The organism is Thioclava sp. JE_KL1 (assembly GCF_009296265.1).
In the GTDB taxonomy this organism is placed as follows: Bacteria; Pseudomonadota; Alphaproteobacteria; order Rhodobacterales; family Rhodobacteraceae; genus Thioclava.
This window is the reverse complement of sequence record NZ_WBJS01000004.1, coordinates 420,226-434,903: the sequence shown is the minus strand read 5'-3', so window position 1 is coordinate 434,903 and position 14,678 is coordinate 420,226. Positions and strand designations below refer to the sequence as shown.

Sequence of the window (14,678 nt, the reverse complement as noted above, 5' to 3'; positions counted from 1 at the left end):
CTCCCCACAACGGAGAGAGGCCGTCCCTCGTGGCGGTCAGGGTAATGAAGGAGGTAATTCCAATGACCCGCAAGTTCGCAACTATCCTCGCTGCTGCCGCCAGCACCACCATGATCGCCGGTACCGCTTTTGCCGAGACCAGCCCGCCGCTGATGGCCACCGCCCAAGGTGAGTTCGATATCCATGCCGGGATCGAGGCCTCGTCGAAAACGATCGCGACGGTCTCCGACGGCACCATCGTTCCGGTGGAAGGCTGTCTGCCTGATGGCACGATTTGTCAGGTGACTTTCGATGGTATGAATGGCTATGCGCCCGCAGGTCAGCTGGGTGTGATGGTCGACGGCCAGATGGCGCTTTTGTCGACCGGCCCGCAATCGGTCACCGTGAACCAGATCCAGGTCCCGGGCGACAACGCTAGCAAGGATGGTCAGGGTGCCGCGGCCCTGACCGGTGCTGCTGCTGGTGGCGCAGCCGGTGCGGCCGTGGGTGGTCCCGTGGGCGCCGTGCTCGGCGCGCTGATCGGTTCCGCCGGTGTCGGCGCTGCGGCCAAGCCCGAACCCACCACGATCACCTGGGTCGAGAAGCATCCCGTCGCGCCGGTCTATCTCGACGGGGAAGTCGCGACCGGCAAGGTCATTCCGGACATGGTGACGCTGACGCCGGTGCCGGACAGCACCTATGCCTATGGCAACATCAACGACAACACGGTCTTCGTGAACCCTGATAGCCGTACGATCGTCTACGTCGTGCCCGCCTCGTAAGGCTCGATGACAAATACCACCAAGAAAGCCGGCGCCTCACCGCGCCGGCTTTTTTATCGCGGCAAACATTTTGCACGCAGTCCTATCCGGTTCGCAGCCCAACGCGATCGACTTGCCGCGTCGCGGGCCTCGGCGAGCGGCATGGCCCTCGCCGCGGTCGAGCGCTCCGGCTATTGAGCCGGGGTAGTCGTCAGCTCGCCCGCGGAAGCGCTTCTCGGTCCTCCATCACAGCGGGGGAGGTCGAGAATTGCGTCACGGCTTCGCGGAGCGCCTCGGCGAGGTCATCGAGCATTTTGCTTGCAGCGGTGGTTTCTTCAAACATCGCGACATTCTGGCGGGTGGCGTGGTCGAGCTGTTCGACCGAGCCGTTGATCGCCGCGAGGGTGCGGGATTGCTCCTCGGAGGAGCGCGCCATCTGGGCGACGCGCTGCGAAATCTCTTCGACCGATTTCACGATGCCTTCGAGCGAGGCGACGGTCTTGCTGACGAGTTCGACGCCGGTGCTGACCTGTTGGCCCGAGGCTTCGATCAGTGCGGTGATCTCTTTTGCGGAGGCGGAGGAGCGCTGCGCGAGGTCGCGCACTTCAGAGGCGACGACGGCGAAGCCGCGACCGGCCTCACCTGCGCGGGCGGCTTCCACACCGGCGTTGAGCGCAAGGAGGTTGGTCTGGAAGGCGATATCGTCGATCACCGAGGTGATGCGCTCGATCTGTTTCGAACTGGTTTCGATTTCGTTCATCGCGCGGATCGACTCGCTGACCACCGCGGCACTTTCCTTGGCGACGGTTTCCGCATTGCTGGCGGCACTCGCGGCCTCGGCTGCCATTTTCGCGCCCGATTGCACCGAGGAGGTCAATTCGTTGAGCGAGGCGGCTGCGTCGGCAAGGGTGCCCGATTGCTTCTCGGCCCGGGTCGAGAGGGAGGCGGAGGCGGCGCTGATCTCGCCGATCTGTTGGCGGATGTCGACGCTGTGGCCGGTAACGAGGGCGATGGCGCCTTCGAGTTGTTCAATCGCCGTGTTGAAATTGAGGGCGAGCCCCGCGTAATCCGCATCCACCTCGCCAAGCCGGGCCTTGAGGTCCTTGCGCGAGAGTTGCTGCAGCGCGATTTCGAGTGCTTCGACGACGCGAGTCTGGCGCGCTGTGGTTTCGGCACGTTCCTGGGCGAGATCTTCTTCGGCCAAGCGGGCGAGGCGGGTCGCTTCTTCGACCTCGCGCGCGTTGCGTTCCGCATCGACGCGCAGCGCCTCTGCCTTTTGGGCGGCCTCGCTCGCGGCGTCCTGCATCTGCTGGGCGCGCGTGGTCTCTCCCTCCGCTTGGCGACGGGCTTCGTCGGCTTGGGCGGTGGCGTCGATCGCCTCTGCCATACGCTCTTCCATCGAGCTTTCCATGCGGCGGCGGTTGAGCACGGCATAGACGAGCACCGCCGTTTCGATGGCGACGGTCGCGCCGTGGAAAAGCGAGCGCGAGACATTTTCCCAGATATCCGCGCTGGGATAGATCAGGCTGGGCATAAGGACGGAGAGCGCGAGGTGGTGCACCACGATGGTCGCCGCGGCGAAAAAGATCGCGCGGTTGTCGACCAGCACGATCAAAACCGCCATCAGCGCGAAAAACGAAAGGTGCGCATCGATTTGCCACGGATGCCCGGAGAGCGCGGCGGTGAGGGCCACGGCTTGACCGATCACCCCTTGCGCGAGGATGGTGTTGCCGCGCCGCCGGTCGCGCATCCGCCACCCGAGTAGAGCGGCGGAGGCGAAGACCGAGGCGGTCACGCTGGCCACGAGGAAAGCCGTGCCCACCAGATAGGCGGTTGCCGTGACGATGGCGGCCATGGCGACTGTCCCGAAGGCCAGCAATTTCCGCACCTGGCGCATATGCGCGTCTTTTTGTGGCGCTTGCACAGTGGTCGGCCCAGCGGTGTTCCCGTCAGTCATCAGAGGTCCCTCAAATCTCGGCCGCCCCGCAGAGCCAGGCCATTTTCTTGGCGTCGAGAACGACCCATGCGCCGGCCGCCCGCAGCCGGGCGAGCGTGCCCGGCGCATCTGCTGCCGCGAATTCCCCCAAGGGCGCGCGCACCGGCCCCACGGGGTGCGCCCCTGCGGCGGCGATCACCTGATCGGCGGCGCGCCAGGGCGGGACCACGACGAGGTAAAGCCCCGGTCGGTCCTCTGGCAGCATGCCGAGGGCGGCGATCGGCGCGCAGAGCACCGAGAGGGTCATAAGCAGCAATTCGAGTCGCATCACAGTCCTTTTCGAGGGCAGGCTACGCCCGATCCATTAACGGCCCCCTAAGACGTGAAAACTTTGGACTCTCACGGTAAACGACATGAAAACGCCGCCCGGATCGCGATGGACACGGACGGCGCTTGTAATCTTGCAATTCTCAATCCGAAGAAGGCCTTGTGCGGCGTTCTTCAGGTGCGGATCACTCGGCGTTGCGCTCTTCGGCGACCATTTTCGCCATTGCTGCTTCCGGCGCGTAGCCGCGCAGCAGCTGCCCGCCGATCACGAAGGCCGGGGTGCCCGAAATCGCCATGCGCTGTGCCAGCTGGTAGTTCTGACGCAGCACCTCGGTCACCTTGTCATCGTTCATCTGCTTGAGGATCGGAGCGGGATCGAGGCCCTGATCCTTGGCGATCTGGCTCAGGCTTTCGACGGTGAGATTGCCACGCGCCTTCATCAGTGTGTCGTGCATCTTCGCATAGGCGTCGTCGCCGTCGATTTGCTTCGTCGCGACCGCGAAGCGCGCCGCCAGTTCCGATTGCTGGCCGAGGATCGGGAACTCCTTGACGATGAAGCGGATATTGCCGTCTTTCGAGATCAGGTCCGAGACCTCGTCATAGGCTTTTTTGCAGTAGGTGCATTTGTAATCCATGAACTCGACGACGGTGATGTCGCCATCGGGATTGCCGCCGACCCAGCTGTAACCGTCCTCGAAGATATCCTTCGCATTGGTCTTGATCAGCTGCTTGTCGTTATCGGCTTGCTGGGCTTGCTGCTTGGCTTCCAGCTCGTTGATCGCCTCGACCAGAACCTGCGGATTGGCCATCAGATACTCGCGCACGGCGTCGCCGAAGGCGGATTTCTGGCTGTCGGACATATTGGCGAAGTCGAAATTCTGCGCGGCTGCCGGGGTGAGCGGGGCGGCCGTGGCGAGCGCGGCGAAGGCGGTCGCGGCCAGAAGCGTGCGGAGCATGGGCGTATCCTTTGGATCGGGTCCTGTTGGTTCGCAAGCAACCTGACCGCTCGGGCGCGCGGGATCAAGAGGGCGTTAGCGCGCAGGACGCGGCTTCATCGCGAGGCGCGCGGCGGCAGATGTGTGCAGTGACGCCGCATTGACGCTCGGGTGGCTTCGGCCTAACCCCTTGGGCGAAATCTCAAGCGGCAAGGAGAAGGCGGATGCGGCAGTCGAAACGCGGGCAGGTGGAACCGTTCATCGCGATGGATGTGCTGCGCATGGCGGCAGAGGCGGAGGCTGCGGGCCGCGACATCGTGCATATGGAAGTGGGCCAGCCGGGTACCTCCGCGCCGAAAGCCGCCAAGCGCCGTCTGGCCGAGGCGCTGGAGAGCCAGCCGATGGGCTACACGGTGGCGCTGGGGCTGCCCTATCTGCGCGAGGGGATCGCGAAGCTCTACAAGCGTTGGTACGACATCGATCTGGATCCCGCGCGCGTGGTCATCACGTCGGGCTCGTCCGGGGCGTTCCAACTGGCCTTCACGGCGCTGTTCGATGTGGGCGACAAGGTGGGGCTGGGCGAGCCGGGTTATCCGAGCTACCGCCAGATCCTCAAGGCGCTTTCGATCGAGCCGGTGGGCATTCCGACTGAGGCGCAGAACCGCTACCAGCCGACGCCCGAGGAAATCCCGGACGATCTGGCCGGGCTGATCGTGGCTTCGCCGGGCAACCCGTCGGGCACGATGCTGGGCAAGCCGGAGCTGCAGGCGCTGATCGAGCATTGTCAGGCCCGCGACATCGCCTTCATCTCGGACGAGATCTATCATGGGCTGCAATATGAGGGCCGTGCGGTCTCGGCGCTGGAGATCAGCGACGACGTCTTCGTGATCAACTCCTTCTCGAAATACTTCTCGATGACGGGCTGGCGCGTGGGCTGGATGGTGGTGCCGGAAAGCCATCTGCGCACGGTCGAACGCCTCGCCCAGCATATGTTCATCTGCGCCCCCCATGCGAGCCAGGTTGCGGCCTTGGGCGCGCTGGAGAGCCTCGACGAGATGGCCGAGAACGTCGCGCGCTACGGGCAGAGCCGGCAGATGCTGCTCGAAGAGCTGCCGAAGATGGGCTTCACCCGGATCGCGCCGCCTGACGGGGCGTTCTACCTCTATGCTGACGTGTCGGAGCTAACTGAGGATAGCGCCGCTTTCGCCGCGGAAATCCTCGAGAGCGTCGGGGTGGCGGTCACGCCGGGGATGGATTTCGACCCCCATCGCGGCGCGCAGACGATCCGTTTTTCCTATGCGCAAAGCCCCGAGCGAGTCGCCGAGGGGATCAAGCGGCTGCGGAGCTTCATGGAGAACCGCTGAGGTCGCGATGAGGGACGCGCCCGATCCTTGGGTGGGCGCGTCGCACCTTCGGTGGCTGGGCGGTTTATCTCGTAAGCCCGTAAGTCGGTCGTGCTTGAGGTGACATCGCCACGCGCCGCTGGGGCTGGTCGCCTCGAGCCAAAGGGGCCCATTCGCCCTTTGCTCCGCGCGACCCCGGCCGCTATAGTGCCCGCAAAACGAAAGCGCATAAAAACGGGGCGCGTATGATCGGGCGGTTCATTCTACTTCTCGCGATGTCTCTCGCGCTGGCTCTGCCTGCGCGGGCGCAGGACCTGTCTGCCCTGGCGCAATATGCGCCCGAGCGCAGCCAGATCGCGCAAAACGGCGATAAGGTCGCGATCACGCTCGGGATCAGTCAGCCCGTGCCGTATCGCGCCTTTCTGCTGGCCGATCCCTACCGGCTCGTCATCGATTTCCGCGAGGTGAATTTCGGGGCCAACCCACCCGAAAATCTGCTCAAGGGCAGCGATGCGATCAAAGGGCTGCGCTGGGGCAAGTTTCGGCCCGGCTGGTCGCGGCTGGTGGCCGAGCTTGCCCATCCGATGCGCCTCGTCACCTCGGAGGAACGCACCAAGGGCGACCCCGAGATCGCGCTGACGCTGGCGCAGGTGCCGGCGGCGAAGTTCACCCCGCGCAAGGGGGCCGCCGATTCCGCGCTGTGGGATCTGCCGCAACCCGCGCCGACCGTCGCGCCGCATCGCCGTCAGGATGGGTCGCGGCCGCTGAAAGTGGTGCTCGATCCCGGCCATGGCGGCATCGATCCGGGGGCGGAGGATGGTGGCGCGCATGAGGCCGATATTGTGCTGGGCTTCGCACGGCAGCTGCGCGATGCGATGCGTCGGGCGGGGATGGAGGTGGTGATGACCCGCGATCAGGACGTGTTCGTGCCGCTCGAAACCCGCGTGACCGTGGCGCGGGCGTCGGGCGCGGATATCTTCATCTCGCTTCATGCCGATTCCATCGCCGAGGGAAAGGCGACGGGCTCCACCATCTATCGGCTCGCCGATCACGCCGAAACCGAGGCGACCCGCAAGCTCGTGCAGCGCCACGACCGCGACGATATCCTTGCAGGGGTCGATCTGAAGGGGCAGGGCGATGCGATCACCCATATCCTCGTCGATCTGGCACGGCGCGATACGCAGCCGCGCTCGGTCCGGCTGTCGCAGGTGCTGGCGGGCGCGATCAAGGGCGCGGGGCTGCATATGCACAAACGCCCGGTGCAGGGCGCGAATTTCTCGGTGCTGAAATCGCCCGATATCCCTTCGGTTCTCGTGGAGCTGGGCTTCCTATCGTCTCCCGCCGATCGCGCGCGGCTCAAGGATCCCGATTGGCGCGCACGAATGGCCGAGGCGATCACGAAGGGCGTCGAGACATGGGCGCAGGGCGATGCGGCGGAAGCGAAGCTTTTGCGCCAATAATCGCGTTTTGTTCCCGGTCTGACGCGCGGTCATCCGCCCATTGAGCGGGATTGTGACCATCCGGAGTCTTCTCGGAAGCGTGAGCGCACATTACTTTGACCGTCACGAAGGCGCGATGTATAGGCTGGCGCGATGGGGTGATCTGCCCCGAGGCAAGGGGTGTATCTGTGATCCGTTTCATTCTCGGCTCGATCGGCGGCGTGTTTTCCTGGGTTGTGACCGGGCTGTTCTTTGCCGCGCTCACCATCGGGGCGATCTTCTGGATCTATTCGCGCGATCTGCCGAGCTATGACCAGCTTGCGCAATACCGCCCGAAGACCATTTCGCGCATCTATAACGGCGACGGTCGTCTGATCGACGAATTCGCCGAGCAGCGCCGCCTCTTCGTGCCGATCCGCGACATTCCCGACCGGGTAAAGGGCGCGTTCGTCTCGGCCGAAGACAAGAATTTCTACATCCACCCCGGTTTCGACCCGCGCGGGATCGCCGCGGCGATGTTTACGGCCGTGAAGTCGGGCGGGCGCGACGTGCGCGGCGCCTCGACGATCACCCAGCAGGTGACGAAGAACCTGCTTCTCTCTGCAGACCGCTCGGTGGAGCGCAAGATCAAGGAACTGATCCTGTCCTCGCGCATCGAGCATGTACTGAGCAAGGACCGTATTCTCGAGCTCTATCTCAACGAGATCTATCTCGGCCAGAACTCCTATGGGGTCGCTGCTGCCGCGCAGACCTATTTCAACAAGCCGCTCGCCGATCTGACGGTGGGCGAGGCCGCCTATCTCGCGGCACTGCCGAAGAAGCCCGCCGATCTGCATCCCGTGCGCGACTACAAGACCGCGGTGGAGCGCCGCAACTACGTGCTGCGCCGGATGTACGAGGATGGCCGGATCGACAAGGCGACGATGGAGGCGGAGCAGAACAAGCCGCTGAAATCTGTTCAGAACGGCGATTACGCGCCGTTCCGCGCGCAGCTTCCGCCGCGGGATTACTTCACCGACGAAATCCGCCGCCAGCTTTCGAAAAGCTTCGGCGAAGAGGAATTCTTCGGCGGCGGCCTGACGATCCGCGCGACCGTGAACCCCGATCTGCAGTCCCATGCGACGAAGGCGCTGCAACATGCGCTGGAGAAATACGACCGCGAGCAGGGCGTCTGGCGCGGCACCGGGGCGAAGATCGCCGAGGACAAGCTGGGCAAGGAAGCCGATTGGCGCGCCGCGCTCTCCGATGTCTCGACCGCGAAAGCCCCGCGCGACATCGACGGCTGGCACCCGGCCGTGGTGCTGGGCTTCGAGGGCGGCTCGGCTCGCATCGGCATCGAAGGCATCGAGGAAGACAAAGACGGCCACTGGATCCCGCCCGAGGATGTGACCTGGGCGCGCAAGCTGAAGGATGACGGCAAGCTCGGTCCGCGCGCGAAACAGGCGCAGGACCTGCTGGAGACCGGCGACGTCGTCGAGGTCCGCGCGATGACGAAGGATAGCGACGGCTCCTTCATCCGCTGGACGCTGCGCCAGGTGCCGAAGGTCGAAGGCGCCTTCATGGCGATGGACGTGAATACCGGCCGCGTGCTGGCGATGCAGGGCGGCTTCTCGTATCAGTCCTCGGTCTATAACCGCGCCACGCAGGCGATGCGCCAGCCGGGCTCGAACTTCAAACCCTTCGTCTATGCGGCGGCGCTGGATTCCGGCTTCTCGCCCGAGACGATCGTGGTCGACGCGCCGATCGAGATCAACACGCCCCAAGGCATGTGGCGCCCGAAGAACGCGTCGAACAAATATTACGGCCCGACGCCGATGCGCACCGGGCTCGAGCATTCGCGGAACCTGATGACGATCCGGATCGCACAGGAAATCGGCATGGAGACGGTCGCGGCCTATGCCGAGAAATTCGGCGTCTACGACCATATGCGTCAGTTCCTCGCCAATGCGCTCGGCGCGCAGGAAACGACGATGTTCCGCCTGATCTCGGCCTATGCGATGTTCGCCAATGGCGGCGAGCGGGTGGAGCCGACGCTGGTCGACCGCGTGCAGGACCGCTATGGCCGCACGATCTACCGCCACGATCAGCGCAGCTGCGCCAATTGCGAGGATCCGAACCTGCCCGAGGGGCAGGGGCCGAAGATCGTCAGCCACCGCGACCAGATCATCGACCCGATCACCGCCTATCAGATGATCTCGCTGATGGAGGGCGTGGTGAAGCGCGGCTCCGGCTATGGCGTCGATCTGCCTGTTCCGATCGCGGGCAAGACCGGCACCACCAACGACGCGAAGGACGTGTGGTTCACCGGCTTCAGCTCGAACATCGTGGCCTCGTGCTACATGGGCTACGACAACCCGCGCTCGCTGGGCCGTCACGCCTATGGCGGCACGCTTTGTGTGCCCGTGTTCAACGAGTTCATGCGCGAGGCGATCAAGGAATTCGGCGGCTCGAAGTTCAAGGTTCCGCCGGGCGGCACCTGGGCGAAGTTCAACCGCTATACCGGCGAGCGTCTGTCGGACTCCGCCACCGGCGAATTCGTGCAGGCTGAATATCTGCGCCCCGGTCAGGACATGTCGGGCCTCGGCTCGCTGGTCGTTGATGGCGGCTTCGCGATGGGCTCGAACCTGCCGCTGTTTGCGCAGGGCGAGCGTGACGATGCGGGCTCCACCACGGTCACCACCTCGACCGGCCAGCAGAAAGTCATTCCGAAGAAGAAGGCCGATTTCGGCTCGCTCTCGGCAGGCGGCCTCTACTGAGCGCGCCGCGCGTCACAACCGACAGACACTAAAAAAGGGGGGCGCGAGCCCCCCTTTTTCCGTTTCTGCTCGATTATACGTGCCAGAGCTCTGGCGGTTCGGGCTTGCCCAAATATCCCTTAAGGGGCGGGGGCCGCGCCCCCAAGCCCTGCTCAGAACCCTTCGTTGCCGTCGCCCTGCCACGGCTTGGCCAGATCCGAAAAGCGCGTGAACTGGCTCTCGAAGGCCAATTCCACCGTGCCGATCGGCCCGTGACGCTGCTTGCCCAGGATCACCTCGGCCTTGCCATGCACGCGCTCGGCCTTCTGCATCCATTCGGCGAATTTCGGATCGTCTTCCGGTGGCTTGAGACGCTCGTGATAATATTCGTCGCGATAGACGAACATCACCACGTCGGCATCCTGTTCGATCGAGCCCGATTCCCGAAGGTCGGAGAGCTGCGGGCGCTTGTCCTCGCGGCTTTCCACCGTCCGCGACAGCTGCGACAGCGCGACCACGGGGATGTTCAATTCCTTCGCGATGGCCTTCAGACCCATCGAGATCTCGCCGATCTCCTGCACGCGGTTATCGCCGCGACCCGAGCCGCGCAGCAGCTGCAGGTAGTCAACGATCACCACGTCGAGCCCATGTGTCCGCTTGAGACGACGGCACCGCGCGGCGACCTGACCGATCGGCAGGGCGGGCGTGTCGTCGATATAGAGCGGGCATTTTTCCAGCGCCTTCGCGGCTTCGACGAAGCGGCGGAATTCGCTTTCGGTCATGTCGCCACGACGGATGCGCTCCGAGGGCACTTCCGACGCTTCCGAGAGAATACGCGCGGCCAGCTGTTCGGCGCTCATCTCGAGCGAGAAGAACCCGACCACGCCGCCTTCGATCGCGCCCTCGACCCCGTCATGGCGCATGCCCTTCTTGTAAGCTTTGCCGATATTGAAGGCGATGTTGGTCGCAAGCGAAGTTTTCCCCATCGAGGGACGCCCTGCGAGGATCAGCAAATCCGACGGGTGGAAGCCGCCGAGCTTCTTGTCGAGATCGACAAGCCCGGTCGAGACGCCGGCGAGCCCCCCGTCGCGCTGATAGGCGGCGTTGGCCGATTGCACGGCCTCGGTCACCGCCGACAGGAACGAGGTCCAGCCCTTCTGCGCCTGACCTTCTTCGGCGAGCGTGTAGAGCCGCTGCTCGGCGGAGGCGATCTGCTCTTTCGGGTCGTCGTCGATCTGCGGCTTGCCCGCGCGCGACGAGATGTCCTGACCCAGCTCGATCAGTCCACGGCGCACCGCCATCTCGTAGATCATCAGCGCATAGTCGCGCGCCGCATAGGCCGAGATCGCCGCCCCCGCCAGACGCGCCAGATAGGCTGGCCCGCCCAGTTCCTGAAGGCCCGCGTCGTCTTCGAGATAGGCTTTCAGCGTCACCGGCGAAGCGAGCGCGTTCTTCTGGATCTTCGCCGCCGCGACTTCGTAGATGCGCTGGTGCACCGGCTCGTAGAAATGCTCCGGTTTGATGACGGAGGCGATCCGGTCGAAGATGTCGTTATTGGTGAGGATCGCGCCCAGAAGCTGCTGTTCCGCTTCGATATTATGGGGCAGTGCGGTGCCCTCTGCGGGCAAATTTCCGGGCTGTCCCTCATCGGGTCGTTGTGCCTGATCGTTCATGTACCTGCCTCGGTGTCCCCGTCCCTCTGCGCGGTCTTCTAGCCGCAGTCGGGGGAAAAGGGAATCTGGATAAGATTGGGGAAAACCCCGCTGTTTCAGCGGAGTTTTCGGAATTTATGGTGTTTGCCCGTAGGGAGCCTACCACATCTCGCGATTATTTTCGAAGCGCGAGATTCGGAGCTAAAACGCTCCCCAGAGCATCCACAGGATCATCCACAGGAATCTCCGGGCTGTTTCAGCCCTTGCGCGCGTCCTGCCACGGGCGCGGATCGCTCAGGAAGGCCTCGACCTCGTCGAGCGTTTCCTTCGAGAAGCTGCCCTGTGCGCGCGCCTCGGCCAGCACGTCCCACCAGGTGCACAGGTGATGCAGCTCGACGCCATGCTCGCGCAGGTTCGGCACGGTCTCGGGGAAGATCCCGTAGTAGAAGATCACCGCTGTATGGCCGCAGCTCGCGCCGGTGTCGCGGATCGCGTCGACGAAGCTCAGCTTCGAGCCGCCATCGGTGGTCAGATCCTCGACCAGCAGCACGCGCTGGCCTTCGGTCATCGCGCCCTCGATGCGGGCGTTGCGCCCGTAACCTTTGGGCTTCTTGCGCACATAGGTCATCGGCAGGGCCAGACGCTCGGCCACCATCGCGGCGAAGGGAATGCCCGCCGTCTCGCCGCCCGCGATATTGTCGAAGGCCTCGAAGCCCGCCTCGCGCATCACGGTGACGGCGAGGAAATCCATCAGGGTCGAGCGGATGCGCGGGAAGGAAATCAGCTTGCGGCAATCGATATAGGTCGGCGAGGGCAGGCCGGAGGCGAGCGTGAAGGGCTCGTCGGCGTTGAAATGCACCGCTTCGATTTCCAGAAGCATCCGCGCGGTCAGGCGGGCGATTTCTTCTTTGCTGGGGAAGGAGCTGGGGATCATCATCTCGTCCTTATCAAGGCTGGTTTCGGCTTGGTCTAAATATCCCCCGCGGAGCGTCCGTCGGCTGGCCCGGGAGCCTCCGGCGGGGATATTTCGAGCAGTTGGAAATCAGCGTTTTACATGCCAATGGACCGGGAAACCCGGATCGAAGAGGGTGACGGGGCCCGCGCCGGTCTCGATCTTGGCGGGCCAAGTGTTGGGCTGGTCGGTCTTCTCGAGCGTCAGCGTGCCCTCGTTGACCGGCAGGCGGTAGAAGGCGGGGCCGTTGCGCGAGGCAAACCCTTCGAGCTTGTCGAGCGCGCCCTCGGCTTCGAACACATGCGCCAGAAGCGGCATTGTATGGGTCGCGGTGAAGCAGCCCGCGCAGCCGCAGGCGGTTTCCTTTGCGGCGTCCACATGCGGCGCAGAGTCGGTGCCGAGGAAGAAATGCGTGTTGCCGCCCGAGGTCGCGGCCTCGACCAGCGCCAACCGATGCGTTTCGCGCTTGGCCACCGGCAGGCAGTAGTAATGCGGTTTGATGCCGCCCACGAGGATATGGTTGCGGTTGATGATCAGGTGATGGGTGGTGATCGTCCCGCCCATATCGTCTCCCTGTGCGGCGACGTAATCCACGCCGTCTTTCGTGGTGATATGTTCCATCACCACGCGCAGGCCGGGGGTCTTGCGCCGGATCGGGTCCAGAACGGTCTCGATGAAGACGGCCTCGCGGTCGAAGATGTCGACCTCGGGGCGGGTCACTTCGCCATGCACGCAAAGCGGCAGGCCGATCTCGGCCATCGTCTCCAGCACGCCGCGCACCTTGTCGAAATCGCGCACGCCCGAGTCCGAGTTCGTCGTGGCGCCGGCAGGATAGAGCTTCACCGCCTTGACCAGACCGGAGGCTGCGGCCTGCGCCACATCCTGCGGATCGGTCTTCTCGGTCAGGTAGAGCGTCATCAGCGGCTCGAAATCGCTCCCTTCCGGCAGCGCCTTCAGGATGCGCTCGCGATAGGCGGCGGCATCGTCACCGCGCACCACGGGGGGCACGAGGTTCGGCATGATGATCGCGCGGGCAAAATCGCGGGCGGTTTCGGGGGCGACACCTTCCAGCATCGCGCCATCGCGCAGATGCAGGTGCCAGTCATCGGGGCGGGGCAGGGTGATCGTGCTCATGAAAAAAGTCCTTAGCCCGAGGCTGCGTGCAAATCCAGAGGGAGTGCGCATGCCGCGCTGCAGCAATTGCATGGCGGGGATGCGGAGATGGCGGTACCACTGGCAGCAAGGCTGACCTAAATTCAGTGCCAAGGGAGAAAACGACCTGAACGCTGAACCTCAGGAGGTTTCCAATGGCATTCGTTACCACCGCCCATGGCGAACAATCGATCTTTGCCCGTATGGGCCACGCAATCACGCAAGGCCTCGTCGCCTATATGGAGCGCCAGTCGCGCCAAGAGCAGATCCGTGCGCTCGACGCGAAAAGCGACGCCGAGCTGGCCGATATGGGTCTGACCCGCGACGGCATCGTGCGCCACGTGTTCCGCGACCGCTTCTACATCTGATCGCGGTCCGGGGCGCCCAAACGCCTCGCATTGAAAAAGGGCGTGCCCCAGCCGGGGCGCGCCCTTTTTACGTTTCAGTCTCTTTATCGGGGCTCAGGCCGCGCCAGCCCGTTCTTGTGGCTCCGGCAACTCGACCCCCTGCTCGGCGAGCTTCTGAGCGAGCGCCTCATAGCGGTTGCGGAATTTCGGACGGTTCTGGCTGGTCCCGACCGCGCGGCACAGGATCGCCTCCAGCACCGGGCGGCGCGCTCGGCGCAGGTGGTCGACCAGCCGGATCACGTAGCGTTTCGAGAGCCGCCGGGCGCGGAAGAAGGTCCAGAACAGGGACGGGGTCAGCTTGCCCGCGCCCGCAGCGATCAGAACCTCGTCGAGAATATCCATATCGAGCAGCCCCGCCGCCGGGTCCGGGCCGACATGCCGGCACGGCATCAGCGTCACGCAAGGCCGCGCGAACAGCGCTGCGTGCATCGCGTCGAGCCGCTCGAACGGGTCATAGAAGACGAAGCCCCGCTCTACGCCGTCGAGCATTTCAGGCGCGAAGCCGTAGCGGTCGGTAAAGGACATGCGGCGGGTCTGCGGGAAACGGTCATCCCAGCCCGCGAGTGTCGGGTCGAGCGTCGCCTGCGGGGCGAGCGCGATCACCGTGGCGCCGGGCGCCGCGACCGAGAAGGCCGCCGCCGCGTAGCCGCCGGGGCCCGCGCCGTAGAACACCACACGGTCGAAATCTTCGAAGAAGGCCTCGTCGACGAGACGGTCGAAATAGGCATAGATGGCGGGATCGCGAAACCAGCTCTCGTCCGAAGCGATCACGCTGAGTGCGGACCAGCCCTCATCGCGGGCGATCTTGTAGCCGAAGGGCAGGGCTTCTTCGCGATCGGCCTCGATCTGTGCGCGGGTCTCGAAGCTGACGATCAGGACGGGCGAGTCGTCGTGGAACAGCACTTCATGATCGGCGCCGAGCGGCTCGTAATAGCCGGTCTGGTCCGCGATCTTTTCCAGCCGTGCACGCCAGTCCGTGTCTGCCTTGTTCACCTTCGCCTCTTTTCAGCTTTCGTGCGCGCGTCGCTTGCTGCGGGCGCGGGCGGGACACCGCCAGTTC

At 64.5% G+C, this 14,678-nt stretch carries 12 protein-coding genes; 5 read left to right on the top strand and 7 right to left on the bottom strand.

Annotation, left to right across the window (positions count from 1 at the left end; genetic code table 11):
• Positions 1 to 62 precede the first annotated feature (62 nt).
• Positions 63 to 761: a DUF1236 domain-containing protein gene (locus tag F8R15_RS09910; protein WP_152844454.1), complete on the top strand. Its 699-nt coding sequence runs from the start codon at positions 63 to 65 to the stop codon at positions 759 to 761.
• 190 nt (positions 762 to 951) lie between these two features.
• Here F8R15_RS09910 and F8R15_RS09905 read toward each other — a convergent pair whose 3' ends face one another.
• From F8R15_RS09905 to F8R15_RS09895, 3 genes are all read right to left on the bottom strand, one after another.
• A complete protein-coding gene (locus F8R15_RS09905) occupies positions 952 to 2,697 on the bottom strand; it encodes a methyl-accepting chemotaxis protein (RefSeq protein WP_172976200.1) in 1,746 nt (581 codons plus the stop codon).
• Positions 2,698 to 2,707: 10 nt separating this feature from the next.
• Complete coding sequence (locus F8R15_RS09900; protein ID WP_078540530.1) at positions 2,708 to 3,004, bottom strand: hypothetical protein; 297 nt, start codon at positions 3,002 to 3,004, stop codon at positions 2,708 to 2,710.
• A gap of 184 nt (positions 3,005 to 3,188) precedes the next feature.
• Complete coding sequence (locus F8R15_RS09895; RefSeq protein ID WP_152844452.1) at positions 3,189 to 3,959, bottom strand: DsbA family protein; 771 nt, start codon at positions 3,957 to 3,959, stop codon at positions 3,189 to 3,191.
• 203 nt (positions 3,960 to 4,162) lie between these two features.
• Between F8R15_RS09895 and F8R15_RS09890 the strand changes: the two genes are divergently transcribed.
• From F8R15_RS09890 to F8R15_RS09880, 3 genes are all read left to right on the top strand, one after another.
• Complete coding sequence (locus F8R15_RS09890; RefSeq protein WP_075775082.1) at positions 4,163 to 5,302, top strand: pyridoxal phosphate-dependent aminotransferase; 1,140 nt, start codon at positions 4,163 to 4,165, stop codon at positions 5,300 to 5,302.
• Between the two features lie 224 nt (positions 5,303 to 5,526).
• Positions 5,527 to 6,741 carry an N-acetylmuramoyl-L-alanine amidase gene (locus tag F8R15_RS09885; protein ID WP_253732507.1) on the top strand — a complete coding sequence of 405 codons (1,215 nt, stop codon included), beginning with the start codon at positions 5,527 to 5,529 and terminating at the stop codon, positions 6,739 to 6,741.
• Between the two features lie 167 nt (positions 6,742 to 6,908).
• Positions 6,909 to 9,476 (top strand): penicillin-binding protein 1A, encoded by a 2,568-nt coding sequence (locus F8R15_RS09880; protein WP_078601227.1) that lies wholly within the window; start codon positions 6,909 to 6,911, stop codon positions 9,474 to 9,476.
• 152 nt (positions 9,477 to 9,628) lie between these two features.
• Here F8R15_RS09880 and F8R15_RS09875 read toward each other — a convergent pair whose 3' ends face one another.
• From F8R15_RS09875 to pyrC, 3 genes are all read right to left on the bottom strand, one after another.
• Positions 9,629 to 11,128, bottom strand: coding sequence for a replicative DNA helicase (locus F8R15_RS09875; protein ID WP_078540536.1), 1,500 nt, complete (start codon positions 11,126 to 11,128; stop codon positions 9,629 to 9,631).
• Between the two features lie 235 nt (positions 11,129 to 11,363).
• The gene (locus F8R15_RS09870) at positions 11,364 to 12,041 is read right to left on the bottom strand and encodes an orotate phosphoribosyltransferase (protein ID WP_078550681.1); all 678 of its coding nucleotides are present in this window, start codon (positions 12,039 to 12,041) and stop codon (positions 11,364 to 11,366) included.
• Between the two features lie 108 nt (positions 12,042 to 12,149).
• The gene (gene pyrC, locus F8R15_RS09865) at positions 12,150 to 13,193 is read right to left on the bottom strand and encodes a dihydroorotase (protein ID WP_152844450.1); all 1,044 of its coding nucleotides are present in this window, start codon (positions 13,191 to 13,193) and stop codon (positions 12,150 to 12,152) included.
• Positions 13,194 to 13,366: 173 nt separating this feature from the next.
• Between pyrC and F8R15_RS09860 the strand changes: the two genes are divergently transcribed.
• Positions 13,367 to 13,579, top strand: coding sequence for a DUF1127 domain-containing protein (locus F8R15_RS09860; protein ID WP_078540538.1), 213 nt, complete (start codon positions 13,367 to 13,369; stop codon positions 13,577 to 13,579).
• Between the two features lie 93 nt (positions 13,580 to 13,672).
• On the opposite strand, the gene F8R15_RS09855 is transcribed toward F8R15_RS09860, so the two are convergent.
• A complete protein-coding gene (locus F8R15_RS09855; protein WP_152844449.1) occupies positions 13,673 to 14,611 on the bottom strand; it encodes a phosphoadenosine phosphosulfate reductase in 939 nt (312 codons plus the stop codon).
• Positions 14,612 to 14,678 lie beyond the last annotated feature (67 nt).

What these genes read in the sequence shown, in the direction of transcription:
- F8R15_RS09910 (WP_152844454.1), top strand. Translation starts at nt 63, where the DNA reads ATGACCCGCAAGTTCGCAACTATCCTCGCTGCTGCCGCCAGCACCACC.
- F8R15_RS09890 (WP_075775082.1), top strand. Translation starts at nt 4,163, where the DNA reads ATGCGGCAGTCGAAACGCGGGCAGGTGGAACCGTTCATCGCGATGGAT.
- F8R15_RS09895 (WP_152844452.1), bottom strand. Translation starts at nt 3,959, where the DNA reads ATGCTCCGCACGCTTCTGGCCGCGACCGCCTTCGCCGCGCTCGCCACG.
- F8R15_RS09875 (WP_078540536.1), bottom strand. Translation starts at nt 11,128, where the DNA reads ATGAACGATCAGGCACAACGACCCGATGAGGGACAGCCCGGAAATTTG.
- pyrC (WP_152844450.1), bottom strand. Translation starts at nt 13,193, where the DNA reads ATGAGCACGATCACCCTGCCCCGCCCCGATGACTGGCACCTGCATCTG.
- F8R15_RS09905 (WP_172976200.1), bottom strand. Translation starts at nt 2,697, where the DNA reads ATGACTGACGGGAACACCGCTGGGCCGACCACTGTGCAAGCGCCACAA.
- F8R15_RS09870 (WP_078550681.1), bottom strand. Translation starts at nt 12,041, where the DNA reads ATGATCCCCAGCTCCTTCCCCAGCAAAGAAGAAATCGCCCGCCTGACC.
- F8R15_RS09885 (WP_253732507.1), top strand. Translation starts at nt 5,527, where the DNA reads ATGATCGGGCGGTTCATTCTACTTCTCGCGATGTCTCTCGCGCTGGCT.
- F8R15_RS09900 (WP_078540530.1), bottom strand. Translation starts at nt 3,004, where the DNA reads ATGCGACTCGAATTGCTGCTTATGACCCTCTCGGTGCTCTGCGCGCCG.
- F8R15_RS09860 (WP_078540538.1), top strand. Translation starts at nt 13,367, where the DNA reads ATGGCATTCGTTACCACCGCCCATGGCGAACAATCGATCTTTGCCCGT.